The sequence below is a fragment of the Kitasatospora sp. NPDC048540 genome (genome assembly GCF_040651175.1).
In the GTDB taxonomy this organism is placed as follows: domain Bacteria; phylum Actinomycetota; class Actinomycetes; order Streptomycetales; family Streptomycetaceae; genus Kitasatospora.
On record NZ_JBEZIR010000159.1, the window covers coordinates 1 to 17,747 of the forward strand.

Genomic DNA, 17,747 nt, shown 5'->3' on the forward strand with positions numbered 1-17,747 from the left:
CGGCCGTCGCCGGTCATCACGGCCAGCAGGTGCGCGTGCCGCCGCGCCCTACCGCACCCCGGCGAGCAGCGCGGCGAACGGCCACTGCGGGCGCCGCAGCACGTCCTCGCCCCGCAGCTCGATCTCGTCGGCCATGGCCGCCACCGTGGTACGGGCCTGCTCCGCCATCCCGGCGTGCTGCTCCGCCTCGGCCAGCAGACCCAGGTGCAGCGCCCGCCGGAACACCGTGCCGGAGCGGGACGCCGCGTCCAGCGCCCAGCGCATCCGCCGCAGCCCGCTGCCGCTGCGGCCGCGGTGCACCTCGGTCCAGCCGAGCAGGACCGCGAGCATGTACTGCCAGTGGCTGAGCTGGCAGCGCACGGTCAGGTCGACCCCGGCGGTGCTGGCCTGCCAGGCCCGCTCCACGTCCCCGTCGAGCACCGCCAGCAGCGCGTCGGCGTAGAGCGCGAAGGCACGGTCCCACGGGCGGTCGCAGCTGTCCGACTCGGACAGCTGCAGCAGCTCCTCGCGGTAGCGTTCGGCGGCCGCCCGGTCGCCGAGCAGGACGTGGCTGACGGCCAGGTGGACCCGGTAGTTGATCCTGGGGTCGCTGCGGGACAGACCCATGAAGCGGTCCGGCCGCTCCTTCTCGCCCTGCGCGTCGACCAGCGGGAGACCGCACTCCAGTTCGGCGACGGCCTCCGGCAGCCGGCCGGCGGTGTACCGCAGCACCCCCTTGCCGTAGCAGGCGGCGGTCCGGGCCTCGGTGCCTCCGCCGTGCTCGGCCAACTCCTCCAGCAGGGCGACCAGTTCGGACACCCGGGCGAGGTCGCCGTCGGCCAGGTGCATGATCACCCGGGAGGCCAGCAGTGCGGTCGGCCGGGTGTTGTCGAGGGTCTTCTGCAGCACCTCCGCCCGGGTGCAGGCGTCCGCGACCGCCGGCGATCCGTACCCGAGGGTCATCGACAGCAGCCAGACGACCCGCTTCTGCAGCTCCAGTTCGGCCGCGACGGACCGGTCCCTGGGCTGGCCGCGCAGGACGTCGATGGCGTGCGACAGCCAGGCGTACGCCTCGGAGTGCAGCAGCCGGCGCTCGGCGAGGTCGCCGAGGCCGACCAGGGGCTGCACCGCCTCGCGCAGGTCGAGTTCCTGCGCGGCCCGGCCGCAGTGGTGGGCGATGGTCCCGGCGCAGTCGGTGCGGGCCGTGCCGACCGCACCGTCGGCCAGCGCGCCCGCCACCCGGTGGTGCAGCCGGGCGCGGTGGACCGGGTCGAGGTCCGCGAGCAGCATGTCCCGTACCAGGCCCTGGGCGAACCGGAAGCCGTGCGGGTCGACCGGGTCCGGGGTCAGAAGTCCGCTGTGCAGTGCCTCGTTGACCAGGCCCGGCGGTTCGCCGAGCCCGGCCAGCACGTCGGTGAGCAGCCGGCGGTCCACGGCCGGGCCGATCACCGCGCAGGTCTGCAGCACCCGGGCGACGCCCGCCGGGCACTCGGCCAGGCGCGAGCGGAGCACCAGCCGCAGGTCGACGGAGATCGCGGCGGTCAGCTCGGCGGGGTCGGCGGCGGCGCCGGCCGACGGCCGCAACTTGGTGAGCAGGTACGGGTTGCCGCCGGTGGCGCGGTGCGCGGCCGACACCAGGTCCCAGGAGAGCGGCTCGCCGTCGGTCCGGTCGATCAGCGCCCTGGTCTCGGCGAGCGAGAGCACGTTCAGGTGCATGTGCTCGGCGGCGACCTCCTGGAGCAGGTCGGCCACCGCGCTCTGGAGTTCGGGGCGCAGCGCGAGCCGGTGCTCCCGGACGGTCGCCACCACCAGCAGGTCGGTGTCGCGGATCTCCTTGGTGAGCAGCTGCAGCAGGGCCAGCGTGCGGGTGTCGGCGAGGTGCAGGTCCTCCAGGAACAGCGCGAGCGGGCGGCGGGCGGCCGTCAGCAGCGCCTGGCAGACGGCGTCCTGGAAGGCCAGGTGCTGGGCGGGGGAGAGCGGTGTCTCGGCGCCGCCGAGGCCGGGGGAGCGGTCCGGGCGCAGCAGGCCGAGCGCGTCCAGGACCGGTTCGGGCAGCGAGCCCAGTTCGTGGGACCTGGTGCGGCGGAGCTTGCGGACGACCCGTTTCCACAGCCAGTAGTCCGGGAGTTCGGGGCCGGCGGCGCAGTGCGCCCAGACGGCGTCCATGCCCGCGGCCGGCAGTCCGCTCTCCAGCTCCTGGAGCAGCCGGGTCTTGCCGACGCCCTGTTCGCCGATCACCAGGACGGTGCGGCCGCGGCGTCCGGGCCCGGTGAGGGTGCGCAGGGTCTCCAGTTCGCGGGCGCGGCCGACCAGGTGTCGGGCCGGCCCGGCCGGTGCCGATCCCGGTGCCGGTGCCTGTGCCGGTACGAGGTGCGGCGGTTGGGGCGCCGGGGCGGGCGGCCGCAGGTCGTCGACGTCGGCCACCACGGTGAGGCGGGGGCGCGGTGTGGCCGGGGCAGCGGCGGGCCGGCCCGCGTGGACCAGGTCCTGGCGAAGGATCGCGCCGTGCAGTTCCTGGAGCTCCTTGCTGGTGTCGGCGCCGAGCTCCTCGGCGAGGTGGGCCCGGATCCGTTCGAAGGTCAGCAGCGCCTCGGCGGGCTGGCCGCAGTGGTACTGCGCCAGCATCAGCTGGCAGCCGAGGCGTTCCAGCATCGGGTTGCGCCGGACCTCGTCGTCGAGTTCGCGCACCACCTCGTCGTAGCGGCCGAGGCCCAGGCACGCATCGGCCCAGGTCTGCAGGCCGACCAGGCGCAGCTGTTCGAGCCGGGCGGACTCCAGCTGGGCGAAGTCGTAGGCGGCCAGCTCCCCGTACGGGGTGCCGTGCCACAGGCCCAGGGCGTCGCCGGCGGTGCTCCGGGCCGCGGCCAGGTCGCCGCGGGCGAACTGCTCGCGGCCGCACTCGACGGCGGACTGGAACCTGCTGGCGTCGATGCAGTCCCGGTCGACCTCCAGGACGTAGCCGGGCGCCTGGTAACGCAGGGCCAGCAGGCGGCCCTTGGGCGGTACGGGGGCGTGGCTGTCGATCGCCTTGCGCAGCCGCGAGACGTACGACTGGAGGGTGCCGACCACCGCCTGGGGCGGTGAGGAGCCCCAGATGGCGCTGACGATCCCGGAGACCGACACCACCCGGCCCGCGTTGATCAGCAGGAGGGCCAGCAGCGCCCGTTGCCTCGGTGGGCCCAGGTCCAGCTCTCGTCGGCCGGCCTGCACCGACATCTGTCCCAGCACCCGGATCGGCGCGGGGCTCCGTAAGGCGAGATCGGCAGCGGCGTGGTCAACTTGGCTCATCTCATCCCATCCCGTCAAGCAAGACAGCTGGTGCATCCGCGGTGGCCGCAGGGGTGAGCCCGCGTCACGGCGTGATTCAGGTAATGTCCGGACACGGCCGGGGATGTCGCGACGGCCCGCCGTACGGGGGTGCGGACGGCGGGGGCCTCGGAGGGTCGTCGGTCCCGTGTGGTGGCCGCTCCCTGCCGTCACCGACGGTTGCTGGGCCGGCGGTGCTGGGGGGCTGGGGAGGGCGCGGGAGCCGTCGACGGGTGTGCTGGCCGGGCGCTTTCAGGCCAGGCGTCTGGGTGTGGCGCGGCGAGGACGGCGTGCGGCGGAAATGGTGGTGCCTCCCTTGGCGCGACCAGCCGTGATCCGCGTGCGTGGGAAGCGGCGGAGCAGCACATGGCTGGTCATGTCACTGTCATGTGAATCATGAACGCTGCCAGGCTACCCCGGACGAGGGGGGTCATAACACCCGCCATCGGACAGGGATGTCGGTCCGCGCAGACGGCTACGCAAGGTGACAGGAACAGGGCCGCGCCGCAGCGCCGCGCGCGGGCACGGGAGTGACCGCCGGGCCGTCGCGGCAACGGCGCGGCGGGGACGGCGGGGACGGGGAGCGCCGGATCAGGGGACCGTGGCGGCCTCCTCCCGGCCGGGCACCGGCTCGGCCCGGCGGTCCCCGCGCAGCCGGGCCAGCAGCAGCTGGCCACCGGCGCAGACCACGGCCAGGCACAGGCAGGCGCCCCACACCGGCGCGGTACCGGACGACTCGACCACCCGGCCGCTGAGCACCGGCGCCAGCGCCACCGACAGGCTCCAGGTCGACAGGAACCAGCCCTGGTACCCGCCCTGACGGTCCGGCGGGGACAGCGCCGCCACCAGCGCCATGCAGGTCGGCCAGACCACGATCTCGCCGAGGCTCCACAGCACGACGCTCGCCCCGTACCCGGCGACGCCGTGCACGGCGGCGGTCAGCCCCATCCCGAGGCCGGTCACCAGGGTCGCGGCAGCCAGCGCGTACTCCGGCCGAAGCCGCCCCGCCAGCCGGGTCAGCGGGAGCTGGAGCACCGCGATGACCAGGCCGTTCATCATCATCGCCGTACCGTAGTCGGCGGGCGACAGCCCGTCCGCCGTCATCGCCAACGGCAGCACCACCAGCGGCTGCTGGAAGAGCAGCCCCAGCAGCAGCACCGTGCCCAGCAGCACCAGGAACGCCGGCGACCGGGCCACCGCCCCCGCGGGCGCGGCCGCGTCCGCCGCCCGGCCGGGGCCCGGCGGCGGCCTGGTCTCCGGCACCCGCAGGTAGACCACGACCCCGGCGAGGAGGTTGGCCAGTGCGTTGACCAGGAACAGCAGCAGGAAGCCGTGGGAGGCCGCGAGGCCCGCCGTCACGGCGGCCGCGGAGAAGCCCAGGTTGGTCGCCCAGTAGATCAGCGCGTACGCCCGTGGCAGGTCCGCCGGTGCGACCAGGTCCGCGACGGCCGCTGCCCGTGCCGGGCGGGTGGCGTTCAGGCCCACCCCCACCGTCAGGGTGAACAGCAGGACCGGCGCCCGGCCCTGGGTCAGGCCGAGCCCCAGCATGCCGGTGACGGTGAGGACCTCACTGGCCAGCAGCACCGCCCGCCGCCCGACGCGGTCCGCCAGGATGCCGCCGAACAGCGAGGCGATCCCGCTGCCCACCCCGAAGACGGTCAGGGTCAGACCGGTGAAGAAGACCGAGTAGCCGCGCACCGTGGTGAGGTAGATCGCCATGAACGGCACCACGAAGCCGCCCGCGGAGGTGACCAGCGTCCCGCCCCAGAGCCACCAGAACGGGCCGGGAAGCCCCCACGGCGCCCCGGCCGGCCGGGCCGGCACGTCAGCTCCGGGCTTCGTACTCGACCCTGAGCGTCCGTGAGAGATGGTCACGGAACTCCACCGCCGCGGCGTCCGAGGCGTGCTGCGAGAGCACGATCGCCGGGTAGCCGGACCAGTCCGGGTACGGCCGCAGCAGCGCGCCGGGGCCGACGGTCTGCGCCACGTGGTCCACGCAGGGCTCCTCGCGCACCTCGTCCAGGCCGTGCACCCGGACGATCCGGCCGCCGCCGCCGACCGGCACCAGGTAGGCCGCCGCGTGGCCGGTGCCCACCGGCTCGCGGGTCCAGCACTCGGGCTCCCGGCCGAGGTGGATGCGGACCGCCTCCGCCGCGAGGTCGATCCCGCTGCTCACGTGCACCAGGTGGTGCATGAACCCGCCGCCGCCGATCCGCGCCCCCATCTCCAGCAGCACCGGCCGGGTGCCCGAGACCAGCCGCAGCTCGGTGTGGGTGGTGCCCTCGGTGATGCCGAAGGCGTGGTGCGCGCCGACCACCTCGCGTTCGACGGCGGCCAGCACGTCGGCCGGGAGCTGGGCGGGGGCCCGCAGCGTGGTCTCCTCGAAGTACGGTCCGCTCAGCTCTCCCTTGTAGCTGATCGCGCAGACCCGGACCCGTCCGCGGTGCACCAGCGACTCGGCGGAGATCTCGGGACCGTCCAGGTACTCCTCGACCAGCACCCCCCAGCCGTCCGCCGGTTCGCCGTCGGCCGCTCCGCCGTCGTAACCGAGGTGGGCGTGGCACAGCGCCCAGGTGGTGCGCACCGCCCGCTCCAGCTCCGCCGCGGAGTCGACCCGGATCACCCCGAGGCTGGAGTAGCCGTTGGCCGGCTTGACCACGACCGGGAAGCGCAGCCCCGCCGCGTCCGCCCAGTCGTCCGGGTGGCCGACGGCGACGAACCCGGGGACCGCGAGGCCGGCCGCGCGCAGCAGCCGGCGCATGCTCCGCTTGTCCCTGACCACGTCCGCCGCCTCCTCGGTCAGCCCGGTGAGCCCGAGCACCCGGGCGGCCCTGGCGACGAAGGGGACGGCCTTCTCGTTGCCCGCCATGATCCCGTCGAACGGCTCGCGGCCGAACCGCTCCACCAGGGCGGCCAGCGCGGCGTCCGGATCCCCGTCGACGTCCAGCGGCAGGAGTTCGACCACCCCGGCGGCCTTGCGGGCCCGCTCGGCGTCGTCGTCCCCCCGGGGGACCAGGATCAGGTCGGCGCCCGCCCGCTCCGCGGCCTCGAACACCCAGGGAAGAGCGGAGAACTGACCGACCAGGACGAGTTTCGGGCGCTGCCGCATAGGGATCTCCGTACGAGAGTGGTAGACGTGCGGGTGCCCGGCGTCCGGGCACCCGCCACGGCCGCCCGGACGCCGCCCGGTTCGCGGGCCGCGTCCGGGCGGCCGCGCGGAACACGACGCAGCCTTCCCCAGCGTTCTTGGCGGATCCTTGCAAACGGTTTGACGTCCCGGTTCGCGCTCCCGGACGGGGGCCCGGTGGGGCCGGGGTCGGGGGACCGGAGGTCTCAGGTCTCAGGCCGGCCCGGTCCAGCGCGGTGCGGTGGTGCGCGAGGGCCTGCCCGGCCTGGCCCAGGGCGGCCAGGGTCTCCCCGAGGCCGTGGCGGGCGTTGGTCCGGCTGCCGGGGTCCCCGAGCCGTTCGGCCGGTGCGAGGGCCCGTCGGGAGTGGGTCGAGCCCCGGGTGTGGCGGCCCGACTCCAGGTGCAGCAGGCCGAGGACGGCGAGGGTCTCGGTCTCCGCCGCAGGAGCCGATCGCCCGCGCCGGTGCCGTGGGCGATCGGCCGAAAAGCATCAGTAGACTGCTCGCCGGTTGTCGACGTCCACGATTCGGAGAGCATGCGCCATGGGCCACAGGCGTGCCGTGCGGGGGACTCGGGGGACATCAAGAGTATCGGGGACATCGAGAACATCGGGGACGAGGAGAGCGCGGAGAACCCGCAGACCGCGGCGGCTCGCGGTGGCCCTGCTGATCGTCGCCGCGGCGGCCACGGCGACGGGGGCCGCCCTCGGCGGCGGTTCGCGCCCCCGTGACGCCGCCGTCGCGCGGCCCGCGCCGGTCCCCGCCACCGACCCGGCCGGGTCCGTGGACCAGGGCGAGATCTCCGCACTGGCCGGCCCGAGCGTCACCGCCACGCCCTCGCCGAGCCCGTCCGCCTCGGTCAGCGGCACCGCCGGCCCCTCGGCCGCCGCCGCGGCCGCGCTGAGCGCGAGCCCGGGCCTGGACAGCCCGCGGATGAAGGACATCGCCCAGCAGTTGGTCTCCAGCGCCGAGAACTCCTCGCTCGACTGGCGGGCCCAGTACAAGTACATCGAGGACATCCAGGACGGCCGCGGCTACACCGGCGGCCTCATCGGCTTCACCTCGGCCACCGACGACATGCTCCAGCTGGTCAGGCACTACCAGACGCTGAACCCCGGCAACCGCCTGGTCCGCTACCTGCCCGCACTCCAGCAGGTCGACGGCACCGACTCGCACGAGGGCCTCGACCCCACCTTCACCGACGACTGGCGGGCCGCCGCCCAGGACCCCGCCTTCCAGCGGGCCCAGGACGAGGAGCGCGACCGCGTCTACTTCGACCCCGCGGTCCGCCAGGCCAAGGCGGACGGCCTGCACGCACTCGGGCAGTTCGCCTACTACGACGCGCTGGTGATGCACGGCCCGGGCACCGGACCGCGCAGCTTCGGCGGGATCCGCGCGGCCGCGCTGGCGAAGGCCCGGCCACCGTCCCAGGGCGGCGACGAGACCGCGTACCTGACCGCCTTCCTCAGCGCCCGCCGGTCGGTGATGGCCGCCGCGCAGCACGACACCGACCGGGTCGACTCCGTCCAGTCCGCCTTCCTGAAGGCCGGCAACCTGGCCCTCGCCACCCCGCTGCGCTGGACCATCCATGGCGACTCCTACACCATCGCGCACTGACCGCTCGGGCGTGGGGGGCGGTGGCCTCGGCCGCCGCATACTCCGAGCCGTCCGCCCGCCGGGGCGTTGCGGAGCTGTCGTCGGCCGGACGGCGGCACGTCGAAGCCCCGTCGGACGAAGGTGACTTGGCAGGTCACCCGCCCGACGGGGCTTTCGTTGTGTACCGCTGTGGCTCCGGCGTGCCGGTGGTTGGTCAGAAGTGGAGCATCCACTGGAAGTCGGACTGTGCGCTGCTGACGTGGACGTGGCTGCGGGTGCCGTAGTCGAGGGGGTTGTTCCAGTTGTATTCCTCGACGTCGAAGGAGCCGTCGGAGTAGACGGCGTTGACGTAGGCGACGTGGCCGACCTTGTGGACGTCGTTGACGGCGATGGCGCCGACGGTGGGGGTGGTGTTGACGGTGACGCCGACGCGGCGGGCGGCGTCGTCCCACGTGCCGGCGTTGCCCCAGGTGGTGCCGCCGTAGGAGTTGCTGAAGTTCGGGACGCCGAGACGGCTGGCGATGCGGTACGCCGCGAAGGCGGTGCAGTTGTCGGCGGCGAAGCCGCGGGTGCCGTGGTCGAAGTCGTCGGCGGGGCTCTGGTTGCCGCCGGTGCCGCCGCCGCTGAGGAACTGGTGAGACGCCTCGTTGTTCTTCAGGGTGGAGTTGAGGTTGCCCTTGGCGCCGGGGGCGAAGTCCTGGCCGGCGCCGCCGTAGCCGCTGTTGACGTAGACGCGGACGGTCTGCCCGGTGCGGTTCCACACCGAGGCGGCGTTGTTCTTGACGCAGATGCCCTGGCCGGCGCCGGCGCTCTTGAAGTCGTAGCAGGTCGGCTGGGTGGCCCCGAGGTCGCTGACGGAGCCGGTGAAGTCGGAGATCGAGCCGGCCTCGTCGCTGTTGTAGTAGTAGCAGAACTCGCCGGCGTCGCAGACCCCGTCACGGGAGGCGGCGAAGGCGGGGGTGGAGGTGGTGGCGATGAGGGGAACGGCCATGGCCAGGGCGGTGCCGGCGACGGTGAGCGTGGTGCGTATGTTCTTCATTGGTCTTCGTTCTTTTCGTGACGTGTCACCGACGGGTGCATCGGTCGTGCTCGGGTGGAGCGTGTGCGCGGTCAGTGGGTGCGCTGGTACTGCTCCCAGGTCTGGATGGGGATGCGGGGGCCGTCGTCGGCGCCGTGGTTGGCCAGGCCGTTGAGGCCGAGGTAGTAGTCACCGGTCTGGTTCTGGGCCTGGCTGGACAGATCGGTGTCGCTGATCGCTGCGGCGTGGATGTGCCACGGCCAGTCGCCCTGGCTGGGGTCGCGGACCCAGGCGGCGAATCCGACCTGGCGCAGTGCCCGGGCGACGGCGGTCCGGGTGCTGCTGGACATGCCGTCGATGTTGATGTCCACGACGCCACCACCGTCGTGGGTGCCGGCGGAGGTGGGATCGCCGCCGGGGTTGTAGGAGCCCTGCGCGAGGGTGAGGCGGAAGCCCAGGAGGCGCTCGGCCTCGGTGAGCATGTTCTGGGTGCGGGTGTCGACGGTGTATCCGTCGCGCTGCAGCTTCGCGCCGGGTCCGATCTGGTGGGTGACGGTGAATCGGCCCTGCCCCAGTGCGGCGAGGGAGGAGGCGCCGGGCAGTCCGTTGGCGTCCAGGCCGGTGTAGCCGAGGGAGCGCTGGAAGGCGGCGTAGGCGGCGATGGTGGTGGTGCCGAAGTACCCGTCCACCCAGCGGGCGTCGAGGAGGTTACGGGCCTGCAGAGCACGCTCGACGGCCAGGACCGAGTCCTTGGCCCCCGGGGTCAGCGTGCTGTCGGGGCGTCGGGGGTCGATCTGGGCAGCCAGGACGGTGGCTTCCATGTCCACCACGGGCAGCGCGGCAGCGGTGGCCGCCGATGCCTCGCTCTGGGACGGTGGGGCTGCCGCGCTGGCCTGTGCGGCGCTCAACACCAGGCCGCTCAGGACGGCGGCGGCCGTGAGCAGTCGGAATGCGGCGTTGCGGGTCGTGATGACGGATGCCATGCGGTGGTTCCTTCCGGCTCGGTGGAGGATCGGCTCCGGCCCCGTCCCGGTGTCGGGCAAGGGGGTGGCGTCGTCGGGCCCGCGCCGGGGCCCGAGATCCGTTCGAGACGTTAGGAGGTGCCGATAGCGCGCGCGTATCGCCGCAGGGCGCCCCCGGGCAGACCCGCCGGGCCGCAACGACGGCCCCGCGCACGGGAGTCAGGGCCCGGGCGGCACGGCCCGGGCGAGCCGCGCCATCGGGCGGCTACGGCCGCGATACCGCCCTGCTCGGCGCGCAGGGGCACCGAGCTGCTGCGCCGGAGTGGAGCGAACACGTCGGCTCCCCGGCAGTCGCCACGGGGACAGGCTGCGGCAGCGGCTCGTGCAGCTCCGCCAATGACGGAAGGGGTGCCGCGTGTGGCTGGATCACCTGCAGCGGACCGCCCGGGTCGGCGCCCGAGAACGTCAAGGCGCCTGCCCGCACCTCATGCCGAGCAGCCCCGACGGACCCGTCGGGCCGTCGATGCGCTCCACGGGAGTCCGGCCGATCGTCCGGACGGCCCGTAGCCGGCCCAGCGGCGGACGGCCGACGGCTCCCACCCGGAAAGTCGCAGGTGGGAGCCGTCGGCCGGGCTACATCAGATCAGCGTGCGCCAGTAGTACCAGAACCGGTTCAGCACCAGCAGTGCGATCCCGAGGTACCAGAGCGCCGGGACCACCCAGTGCCACCGGGCGACCGCGGGCCACCAGCGGGGTGCGGGCAGCACGCCGGTGCGCAGGTTGTGCAGGGTGGTGTACCAGAACAGCGGCAGCACCACGGCCCAGACCACCATGCAGTACGGGCAGAGCGCACCGATCTCGTACAGCGCCTGGTCGATCAGCCAGACCACGAAGCCGAGCCCGAACAGCGTCCCGGCCTGCAGGCCCAGCCAGAACCAGCGGCGGTAGGCCGCCCCCGCCAGCAGGCCCGCACCGACCGCCACGACGGCGCCGAAGGCGGCCAGGCCGATCAGCGAGTTGGGGAAGCCGAAGGCCTCCGCCTGCTCGGTGCGCATGATCGAGCCGCAGCTGATGATCGGGTTGATGTTGCAGCTGGGCCGGTAGGACGGATCCTTCAGCAGACGGATCTTGTCGACGGTCAGCACGGCGGAGGCGGCGAGGCCCAGCAGGCCGCCGATCAGCAGCAGCCAGCCGAACCGGCGGCTCGCGCCGACCGGTGCGGCGGCGCCGGCCGGGACCGGCGCGGCCGCCGAGGCGGGCGGGACGGGGGCGGTCATCGGGTCACCCGCCGATCGACTGCTTGACCAGCGCCTTGAACTGCTCGCCGTTCAGCGGTCCGCTCTGGCCGAAGATGTTCAGCTGCTTGCCGTCCAGCTGGACGGTCGGGGTGCCCTGCACCCCGCTGTTGTTGAACGCGCTCGCCACCTTGGCCGCCCACGGCCGGTAGGTGCCCTCGGTGACGGCCTTGGTGAACGCCTCGGTCTTCAGGCCCGGCACCTGGCCGGCCAGGTCGAGGATCCGGTTGACGTCGCCGAAACCGTCCTCGCGCTCGTCCGGCTGGTTGGCGTACAGCACGTCGTGGAACTGCTTGAACTTGTCGACGCCCTCGTTCAGCGCCGCACCGGCCGCCGCCAGCGCGGTCCGGGAGCCCTTGCCGCCCAGGTTGCTGTCCAGGAACGCGGCCAGGTGGTACTCGATCTTGTACTGGCCGTCGTCGGCCAGCTGCTGCACGGTGCTGCCCGCCGAGGCCTCGAAGTTCTTGCAGATCGGGCAGCGGAAGTCCTCGTACACCTTCAGCGTGTGCGGGGCGTCGGCCTTGCCGTACACCACGACGGTGCCGTCCGGGCCGGAGGCGTTGGCTGGGACGACCAGGGTGCTGCCGGACGCGGACGCGGCGGTGTCGTCCGAGCCGCTGCCGCCGGCGGTGCCGATCGCCAGCGCGGCGCCGCCGCCGACCACGGCGATCGCACCGACCACCGACACGGCGACGATCACCCGGCGGCGCAGGGCCTCGCTGCGGGCCTCCTGCTGCTTCGCCTGCTTCATGCGGTCACGGGGGGAGAGGTGGGGCTGCTGGTTGCTGCTCATGATGGTCCGTCGACTCCTGGACTGGTGCATGCCGCGCGGACGCGCGCCGGGCATGCGGGAGGGGTGGGTGGCCTGCGGGGCCGGCCGGACCCTCCGTCGGGAGGACGGGAGGAGACGTCAGCCGGCGAGCGCGAGAGCCGGCGGACCGCGCCGCGGCGCGGGGGTGAGGACCAGCTGCGCGGGGCGCAGCAGCGACCGCTCGGCCTGCGGGACCGGCCGCAACGCGGCGGGGCAGGCGGGCAGCGGGGTACCGGTCAGCAGGGCACGCCAAGGGGCGGGCAGCAGGGCGCGGACGGCGCGCAGCGCCTCGGCGACGCCGGTCAGCGCCCGGTCGCCGAGCCGCAGCCAGGCGGCGGCGGCCAGCGCGACGGCCACGTGCACCAGCAGGACCAGCAGCTTGACCCAGCCACCGGAGTGGCCGGCCCAGCCGGTCAGCAGCGAACTGCCGTCCACCGAACCGCCGCCGCAGACCAGCAGGTCCATCCCGTGGCCGGGGGCGGCGGTGGCACAGGTGTCCTGGCCGAGGTTGAAGGCGGTGTTCAGCAGCAGCTCGACCGGCACCAGCACGGCGGAGATCTGTACGAAGCCGCGGCGGGTCCCCGACAGCGCCATCGCGAGCAGGAAGACGGCCACCGAGGTGGCGGCGACCAGGGAGAGCGGCAGCGCCCGCCCGGTCAGCAGGACCTGGCCCAGGGCGGCGAGCGGCACGGCGAGCGCGGTGAACACCGCGGCCCGCAGGGCCCTCGTAGCCTGGTTCTCGGTCATGGTCTCGGAGTATGTCACGGCTACCCGGTCGGGCGGGAGGGCGCCTGCGGCGGGCCCGGACCGGGCACTTGACGGCAGCCGGCCCGCCCGGCGGGCCCGAGGGAGCGGAATCCGCGGCCGCGGAGCCCCGGCGGGACGGACCGGACGCGCGGCGGTGGCTGTGGCGAGTCTCACCCGTGTCCCGCCCGTGCCGTGCCCGCTCCCGCCCGTGCCGTGCCCGCTCCCGCCCGTGCCGTGCCCGCGGCGGCAGCCCCGTTCGAGCGGTGTCACCCGTGGGTGTGGCGGGCCGGGCAAACCGCCCCGGGCGCGCCACGCCGCTGGCGACAATCGCCGGATGGACGACCTGCCCGGTGTGCCGCTGCCGTTCGTACCCCACCCGGGGCCGGCCCTGCCGTTGCCGCCGGTGCTGCTGCCCGTCCTTCCCGCGTTCCCGGTCCTTCCAGCGTTCCCGGTGCCGCCGGGGTGGTCCGTGCCATACCTGCCCGGAACATCCCGGCCGTCGCCGCCGCCCGGCCGGGACCCGTGCCCGTCCGACCCCTCCGACCCGTCCGACCCGGGCAGTCCGGTGCCGAGTGCTCCGGTGCCGAGTGCGCCCGCGTCGAGTGCGGCGCCCTCGCCGGGGCCGACGTCGGCACCGAGCGCTCCGGCCTCCCCCGCCGCGCCGAAGGACGGCCCGTCGACCGCCGGTGCGCCCGCCAGGCCCGCCACCTCCGTCGCGCTGTCGCCGTCCCCGCCGTCCCCGCTGTCCGCGGTGGCCAGGACGGGCCCGCCGCCGCCCGGGCCCGCCGTCCCGGCCCCGGTGGCCGGCACCGCGGTGGCGACGACGCCGTCCGCGGCCGCCCCGCCCGTCCCGTCCGCCGCGGCGGGGCTGGAGCCGGTGGTGTGGGCCGCCGTCCTGCTGGTCACGGTCCTGCTGCCGGCCGCCGTCGCCGCCCTCGTCCATCCCGTCCACGTCCCCCGGAGCCGCAGTTGAACCAGTTCGCCTTCGCCGGAGCAGGCGTCGCCATGCTCGTCGCCCTGACCGCGCTGGCCCTCGGCCACCGGTTCCGGACCGCCCCCGAGGACGGGCAGCCACCGCCGGACCCCCACCCGGTGCTCTCCACCATCGGCTCCGGGCTGCTGTCCGGCTTCGTCCTGCTCACCGGCTTCCTGGTGGCCACCGGCTGGGCGGCCAGGACCACCCACGTGCTACCACCGGTCGGCCTGTACGCGGCCGACGTCTGCGCCGGGCTCGCCGTCCTGATCTACCCCGCGCTGGCCGGGCTGCCGCTGACCGGGCGGCACGTCGCGGCCGTCTCCTTCTTCGGGGCGCTGGTCGGGTACACCCTGTCGGCGGCGATCCAGCTCCGGCCCTGAGCCCGGCGGACATACGCTGGACGGTCCGAGGAGATGGGGTGAGCCGCCGTGCCGCACCACGTGCCGCACCACGAGGACCGGGCCGAACGGACCGCCGGTGCGGTCCTCGCCGCCCGGATCGCCGAGCAGACCGCCCGACTGGCCGACCTGGCCACCGCCGTACGCGCCGACGAGCCGGACGCGGTGCACCAGATGCGGATCACCTGCCGCCGGCTGCGCAGCACGCTGCGGGTGTTCCGGCGGCTGCTCCCCGACGACCGCGGGGCCGCGGCCGAGCTGGCCTGGCTGGGCGGCGCGCTCGGCCGGGCCAGGGACTGCGAGGTGCTCGGCGAACGGCTGCTGGCGCACGCCCGCGAGCTGCCCGCCGACGCGGGCCGGGACCAGGTGGTGGCTGACCTCGTCGAGTGGGAGCGCGAGCAGCTCCGACTGGCCCGCCCGGAGGTGCTGGCGGCGGTGGACGGTCCCCGGTTCGCCGGGCTGCTGGTCACCCTCGCCGGGCTGGCCGCGGCGGCCACCGGTCCGCAGCCGCCCGGCCGCGCCCGCCGTCCCGCCGGGCCCGAACTCGCCCGGGCGGTCCGCCGCGAACACCGCCGCACCGCCCGCCGGGTCGAGGCCGTCGACCGGGCCGGGCCGGGCGACGACACCGACCTCGCCCTGCACGAGGCCCGCAAGGCCGCCAAACGGGCCCGCTACACCGGCGAGACCGCCGGGCCGGCCGCGGACCGCTTCACCCGCCGGATGAAGGCGCTCCAGGAGGTGCTCGGCCGCCACCAGGACGCCGTGGTCGCCTGCCACGCCCTGCGCGACCTGTCCGACGGCGGCTTCGGCTACGGCGTGCTGTACGGACGGCAGCTCGCCGCGGCGGACCGGGCCCGCGAGGAGTTCCCGGCGATCTGGCGCAAGGCCCGCCGCCGGCCGCACGGCCTCGGCGGCTAGCAGGGCGGATCGGGGACCCCGCGGGGCGCGGAGTGGACCGCGCCGAGGCGGCAGGTGCGGCAACGTGTCATCCGGTTCGCGCCGTTCCCCGCGCCCCTTGAAGTGCCCGCTTGGAAGCGCCCGCGGTCTGTGTGGGTGGCATCAGCGGCGGGGTGTGTCGGGGTTCAGGCCCGCGGAGGTGGCTGCCGTGGTCAGCAGGTCGCGGAGCATCTGCGGGGTGAGGCGGCCGGTGTAGGTGTTGCGCGGGCTGACGTGGTAGCAGCCGAACAGCTCCAGCGGCGGGCCCCCGTCCGCCGCCGGCAGGACGATCCGGGCGCCGTGCCCGAACACCGGCCGGGGCCGGGGCAGCTGCCAGCCGGCCGCGGCCAGCGCCGGGAGGACCGCCTGCCAGGCGAAGCCGCCCAGGGCCACCAGCGTCCGGACGGTCGGCCGCATCAGCTCCAGCTCACGGGCGATCCACGGGCGGCAGGTGTCCCGCTCGCCCGGCGTCGGCTTGTTCTCGGGCGGGGCGCAGCGCACCGGGTCGGTGATCCGTACGCCGCGCAGTTCGAGGCCGTCGGTGCGGCTCACGGAGTGCGGCTGGGAGGCCAGCCCCAGGTCGTACAGCGCCTGGTAGAGGAGGTCGCCGGAGGGGTCGCCGGTGAAGATCCGGCCGGTCCGGTTGCCGCCGTGCGCGGCGGGCGCGAGGCCCACCAGGGCCAGCGGGGCGTCCGCCGGTCCGAAGCCGGGGATCGGGCGCGCCCAGTACTCCCAGTCCTGGTACGACCTGCGTTTGACGCGGGCCGCCTCCTCCCGCCATTCGACCAGGCGCGGGCAGGCCCGGCAGCCGGTCACCAGCGCGTCGAGTTCGGCCAGTGAGCGGACGGATCCGGCGGGGTGGGGGCAGCGCTGCTCCATGGCCAGATCCTAGGCTCGGCGGCACCCCCGCCGTGGGGAGTCGGCGGAGTAGCGTTGGCAGTGGGTCCGGCAGTCCTGCCCGAGGTGACGCGATGCTCGTTGTGGAGTTGATTCTGGGGGTGCTGGCGGTACTGGCCGTGGTGGCCGGTCTGAGCCTGCGGACGGTGCAGCAGTTCCAGCGCGGGGTGGTGTTCCGGTTCGGGCGGGTGCGGGACGAGGTCCGGGAGCCGGGGCTGGTGATGATCATGCCGGTGGCGGACCGGCTGAAGCGGGTCAACGTGCAGATCGTGACCATGCCGGTGCCCGCCCAGGAGGGCATCACCCGGGACAACGTCACGGTGCGGGTCGACGCCGTCGTCTACTTCAAGGTCGAGGACCCGGTGAAGGCGACCGTCAACGTCCAGGACTACGCGTTCGCGATCTCCCAGGTGGCCCAGACCTCGCTGCGTTCGATCATCGGCAAGAGCGAGCTGGACGACCTGCTGGCCAACCGGGAGCCGATCAACCAGGGGCTGGAGCTGATGCTGGACAGCCCGGCGCTGGGCTGGGGCGTCCAGATCGACCGGGTGGAGATCAAGGACGTTGCGCTGCCGGAGTCGATGAAACGCTCGATGTCCCGGCAGGCCGAGGCGGAGCGTGAGCGGCGGGCCCGGATCATCACCGCGGACGGCGAGTTCCAGGCCTCCGCCCGGCTGTCGGAGGCGGCTGCCATCATGAGCGCCACCCCGGCGGCGCTCCAACTGCGGCTGCTGCAGACGGTGGTGGAGGTGGCGGCGGAGAAGAACTCGACCCTGGTGCTGCCCTTCCCGGTCGAGCTGCTGCGCTTCCTGGAGAGTTCCACCGAACGCGCCCAGGCACAGACCCCGAAGCCGGCCGGGCCCCCGCAGGCGCCCGAGCCGCGGATCCGCCCGGTCGAGCAGCTGGAGCTGCCGGACGTGGACGGCGTGCTGGCGGCCGAGATGCCCGCCGAGGAGGTGCTGGCGCGGGAGGAGCCGCCGTCGGCGGTCCTGGCGAAGGAGGAGCCGGTGGCGCAGGTGCTCAAGGCGGTGCGGTCGGCGGCCGACCGGATCCCCGGCGGGCCCGCGGACGCTGCGGAGGGCTGACCCGCCTCGGACCCGCCTCAGTGGCGCGGGGCCGGTGGCGGGGGCGGTGTCCGGCCCGGTGGCGTGGGCCGCGGGGCCGTCCCAGGATGGAGTAACAGGGCTGTACGGCGACGTCGGGAGGCCGGACCATGACCACAGCCGGAGAGATCATGCACCCGGGGGCCGAGTGCGTCGGGGAGAGCGAGACCCTTGCCGACGCCGCACGGATCATGCGGGACCGGGGGGTCGGTGCACTGCCGATCTGCGGGGAGAACCAGAAGCTGCTGGGCATCCTCACCGACCGCGACATCGTGCTCAAGTGCGTCGCCGAGGGCCGTGACCCGGCCACCGTCCGCGCGGTCGAGCTCGCCGTCGGCCGGCCGATGACCGTTGAGGAGGACGAGGACGTCGAGCAGGTCCTGCGGGTCATGGAGCAGCACCTGGTCCGCCGGCTGCCGGTGATCAACCACCCCGAGCACAAGCTGGTCGGCATGATCAGCGAGGCCGACATCGCGCGGGGGATGCCGCAGGGGAGGGTGGCGGAGTTCGTCGGCACGATCTGCGCCGAGTAGCGCGGCGCCGAGCGGCACCGCACCGAGTGGCACGCCGGCGGCGTCGGCCCGGGTCCGGGCCGAC

Annotated in this window: 15 protein-coding genes; 6 read left to right on the forward strand and 9 right to left on the reverse strand. The window is 74.6% G+C overall.

Translation table 11 applies throughout. From position 1 onward, the window contains the following. Positions 1-48: 48 nt before the first annotated feature. The 3 genes from AB0D08_RS36315 to AB0D08_RS36325 form a co-directional block, all read right to left on the reverse strand. On the reverse strand, positions 49-3,267 hold the full coding sequence (locus AB0D08_RS36315) for a BTAD domain-containing putative transcriptional regulator (protein WP_359894579.1): 3,219 nt from the start codon (positions 3,265-3,267) through the stop codon (positions 49-51). 609 nt (positions 3,268-3,876) lie between these two features. After that, positions 3,877-5,109 carry an MFS transporter gene (locus AB0D08_RS36320; protein WP_359894581.1) on the reverse strand — a complete coding sequence of 411 codons (1,233 nt, stop codon included), beginning with the start codon at positions 5,107-5,109 and terminating at the stop codon, positions 3,877-3,879. Between the two features lies 1 nt (position 5,110). Then, complete coding sequence (locus tag AB0D08_RS36325) at positions 5,111-6,394, reverse strand: ATP-grasp domain-containing protein (protein ID WP_033821277.1); 1,284 nt, start codon at positions 6,392-6,394, stop codon at positions 5,111-5,113. Positions 6,395-7,068: 674 nt separating this feature from the next. Here AB0D08_RS36325 and AB0D08_RS36330 point away from each other — a divergent pair. Next, on the forward strand, positions 7,069-8,028 hold the full coding sequence (locus AB0D08_RS36330; protein WP_359894584.1) for a chitosanase: 960 nt from the start codon (positions 7,069-7,071) through the stop codon (positions 8,026-8,028). 193 nt (positions 8,029-8,221) lie between these two features. Here AB0D08_RS36330 and AB0D08_RS36335 read toward each other — a convergent pair whose 3' ends face one another. The 5 genes from AB0D08_RS36335 to AB0D08_RS36355 all read right to left on the reverse strand — a co-directional run bounded on the left by AB0D08_RS36335 (position 8,222) and on the right by AB0D08_RS36355 (position 12,840). Beyond that, positions 8,222-9,046, reverse strand: a complete 825-nt coding sequence (locus tag AB0D08_RS36335) for a CHAP domain-containing protein (RefSeq protein WP_359894586.1) — start codon at positions 9,044-9,046, stop codon at positions 8,222-8,224. Positions 9,047-9,117: 71 nt separating this feature from the next. After that, complete coding sequence (locus tag AB0D08_RS36340) at positions 9,118-10,008, reverse strand: peptidoglycan-binding protein (RefSeq protein WP_233289086.1); 891 nt, start codon at positions 10,006-10,008, stop codon at positions 9,118-9,120. A gap of 617 nt (positions 10,009-10,625) precedes the next feature. Further along, positions 10,626-11,264: a vitamin K epoxide reductase family protein gene (locus AB0D08_RS36345; protein WP_359894588.1), complete on the reverse strand. Its 639-nt coding sequence runs from the start codon at positions 11,262-11,264 to the stop codon at positions 10,626-10,628. Positions 11,265-11,268: 4 nt separating this feature from the next. Then, positions 11,269-12,075: a thioredoxin domain-containing protein gene (locus tag AB0D08_RS36350; RefSeq protein ID WP_033821279.1), complete on the reverse strand. Its 807-nt coding sequence runs from the start codon at positions 12,073-12,075 to the stop codon at positions 11,269-11,271. Positions 12,076-12,192: 117 nt separating this feature from the next. Continuing rightward, on the reverse strand, positions 12,193-12,840 hold the full coding sequence (locus AB0D08_RS36355) for a hypothetical protein (RefSeq protein WP_033821280.1): 648 nt from the start codon (positions 12,838-12,840) through the stop codon (positions 12,193-12,195). A 580-nt stretch (positions 12,841-13,420) separates the two neighbouring features. Between AB0D08_RS36355 and AB0D08_RS36360 the strand changes: the two genes are divergently transcribed. From AB0D08_RS36360 to AB0D08_RS36370, 3 genes are read left to right on the forward strand one after another with little or no spacing between them, the layout of a single operon-like run. Beyond that, positions 13,421-13,813, forward strand: coding sequence for a hypothetical protein (locus AB0D08_RS36360; RefSeq protein ID WP_359894590.1), 393 nt, complete (start codon positions 13,421-13,423; stop codon positions 13,811-13,813). Further along, positions 13,810-14,196, forward strand: coding sequence for a hypothetical protein (locus AB0D08_RS36365; protein ID WP_033821282.1), 387 nt, complete (start codon positions 13,810-13,812; stop codon positions 14,194-14,196). Before AB0D08_RS36360 ends, AB0D08_RS36365 begins: the two co-directional genes overlap by 4 nt. Before the next feature lie 48 nt (positions 14,197-14,244). Then, a complete protein-coding gene (locus tag AB0D08_RS36370) occupies positions 14,245-15,132 on the forward strand; it encodes a CHAD domain-containing protein (protein ID WP_359894592.1) in 888 nt (295 codons plus the stop codon). Between the two features lie 141 nt (positions 15,133-15,273). On the opposite strand, the gene AB0D08_RS36375 is transcribed toward AB0D08_RS36370, so the two are convergent. Further along, positions 15,274-16,029, reverse strand: coding sequence for a uracil-DNA glycosylase (locus tag AB0D08_RS36375; RefSeq protein WP_359894594.1), 756 nt, complete (start codon positions 16,027-16,029; stop codon positions 15,274-15,276). Between the two features lie 92 nt (positions 16,030-16,121). Between AB0D08_RS36375 and AB0D08_RS36380 the strand changes: the two genes are divergently transcribed. Together AB0D08_RS36380 and AB0D08_RS36385 are read left to right on the forward strand one after the other, a co-directional pair. After that, a complete protein-coding gene (locus tag AB0D08_RS36380; protein ID WP_082526637.1) occupies positions 16,122-17,132 on the forward strand; it encodes a slipin family protein in 1,011 nt (336 codons plus the stop codon). Positions 17,133-17,260: 128 nt separating this feature from the next. Then, the gene (locus tag AB0D08_RS36385) at positions 17,261-17,683 is read left to right on the forward strand and encodes a CBS domain-containing protein (protein WP_033821284.1); all 423 of its coding nucleotides are present in this window, start codon (positions 17,261-17,263) and stop codon (positions 17,681-17,683) included. The last annotated feature ends 64 nt before the right edge of the window (positions 17,684-17,747 follow it).

What these genes read in the sequence shown, in the direction of transcription:
- AB0D08_RS36315 (WP_359894579.1), bottom strand. Translation starts at nt 3,267, where the DNA reads ATGAGCCAAGTTGACCACGCCGCTGCCGATCTCGCCTTACGGAGCCCC.
- AB0D08_RS36325 (WP_033821277.1), bottom strand. Translation starts at nt 6,394, where the DNA reads ATGCGGCAGCGCCCGAAACTCGTCCTGGTCGGTCAGTTCTCCGCTCTT.
- AB0D08_RS36335 (WP_359894586.1), bottom strand. Translation starts at nt 9,046, where the DNA reads ATGAAGAACATACGCACCACGCTCACCGTCGCCGGCACCGCCCTGGCC.
- AB0D08_RS36340 (WP_233289086.1), bottom strand. Translation starts at nt 10,008, where the DNA reads ATGGCATCCGTCATCACGACCCGCAACGCCGCATTCCGACTGCTCACG.
- AB0D08_RS36345 (WP_359894588.1), bottom strand. Translation starts at nt 11,264, where the DNA reads ATGACCGCCCCCGTCCCGCCCGCCTCGGCGGCCGCGCCGGTCCCGGCC.
- AB0D08_RS36350 (WP_033821279.1), bottom strand. Translation starts at nt 12,075, where the DNA reads ATGAGCAGCAACCAGCAGCCCCACCTCTCCCCCCGTGACCGCATGAAG.
- AB0D08_RS36355 (WP_033821280.1), bottom strand. Translation starts at nt 12,840, where the DNA reads ATGACCGAGAACCAGGCTACGAGGGCCCTGCGGGCCGCGGTGTTCACC.
- AB0D08_RS36375 (WP_359894594.1), bottom strand. Translation starts at nt 16,029, where the DNA reads ATGGAGCAGCGCTGCCCCCACCCCGCCGGATCCGTCCGCTCACTGGCC.
- AB0D08_RS36380 (WP_082526637.1), top strand. Translation starts at nt 16,122, where the DNA reads ATGCTCGTTGTGGAGTTGATTCTGGGGGTGCTGGCGGTACTGGCCGTG.
- AB0D08_RS36385 (WP_033821284.1), top strand. Translation starts at nt 17,261, where the DNA reads ATGACCACAGCCGGAGAGATCATGCACCCGGGGGCCGAGTGCGTCGGG.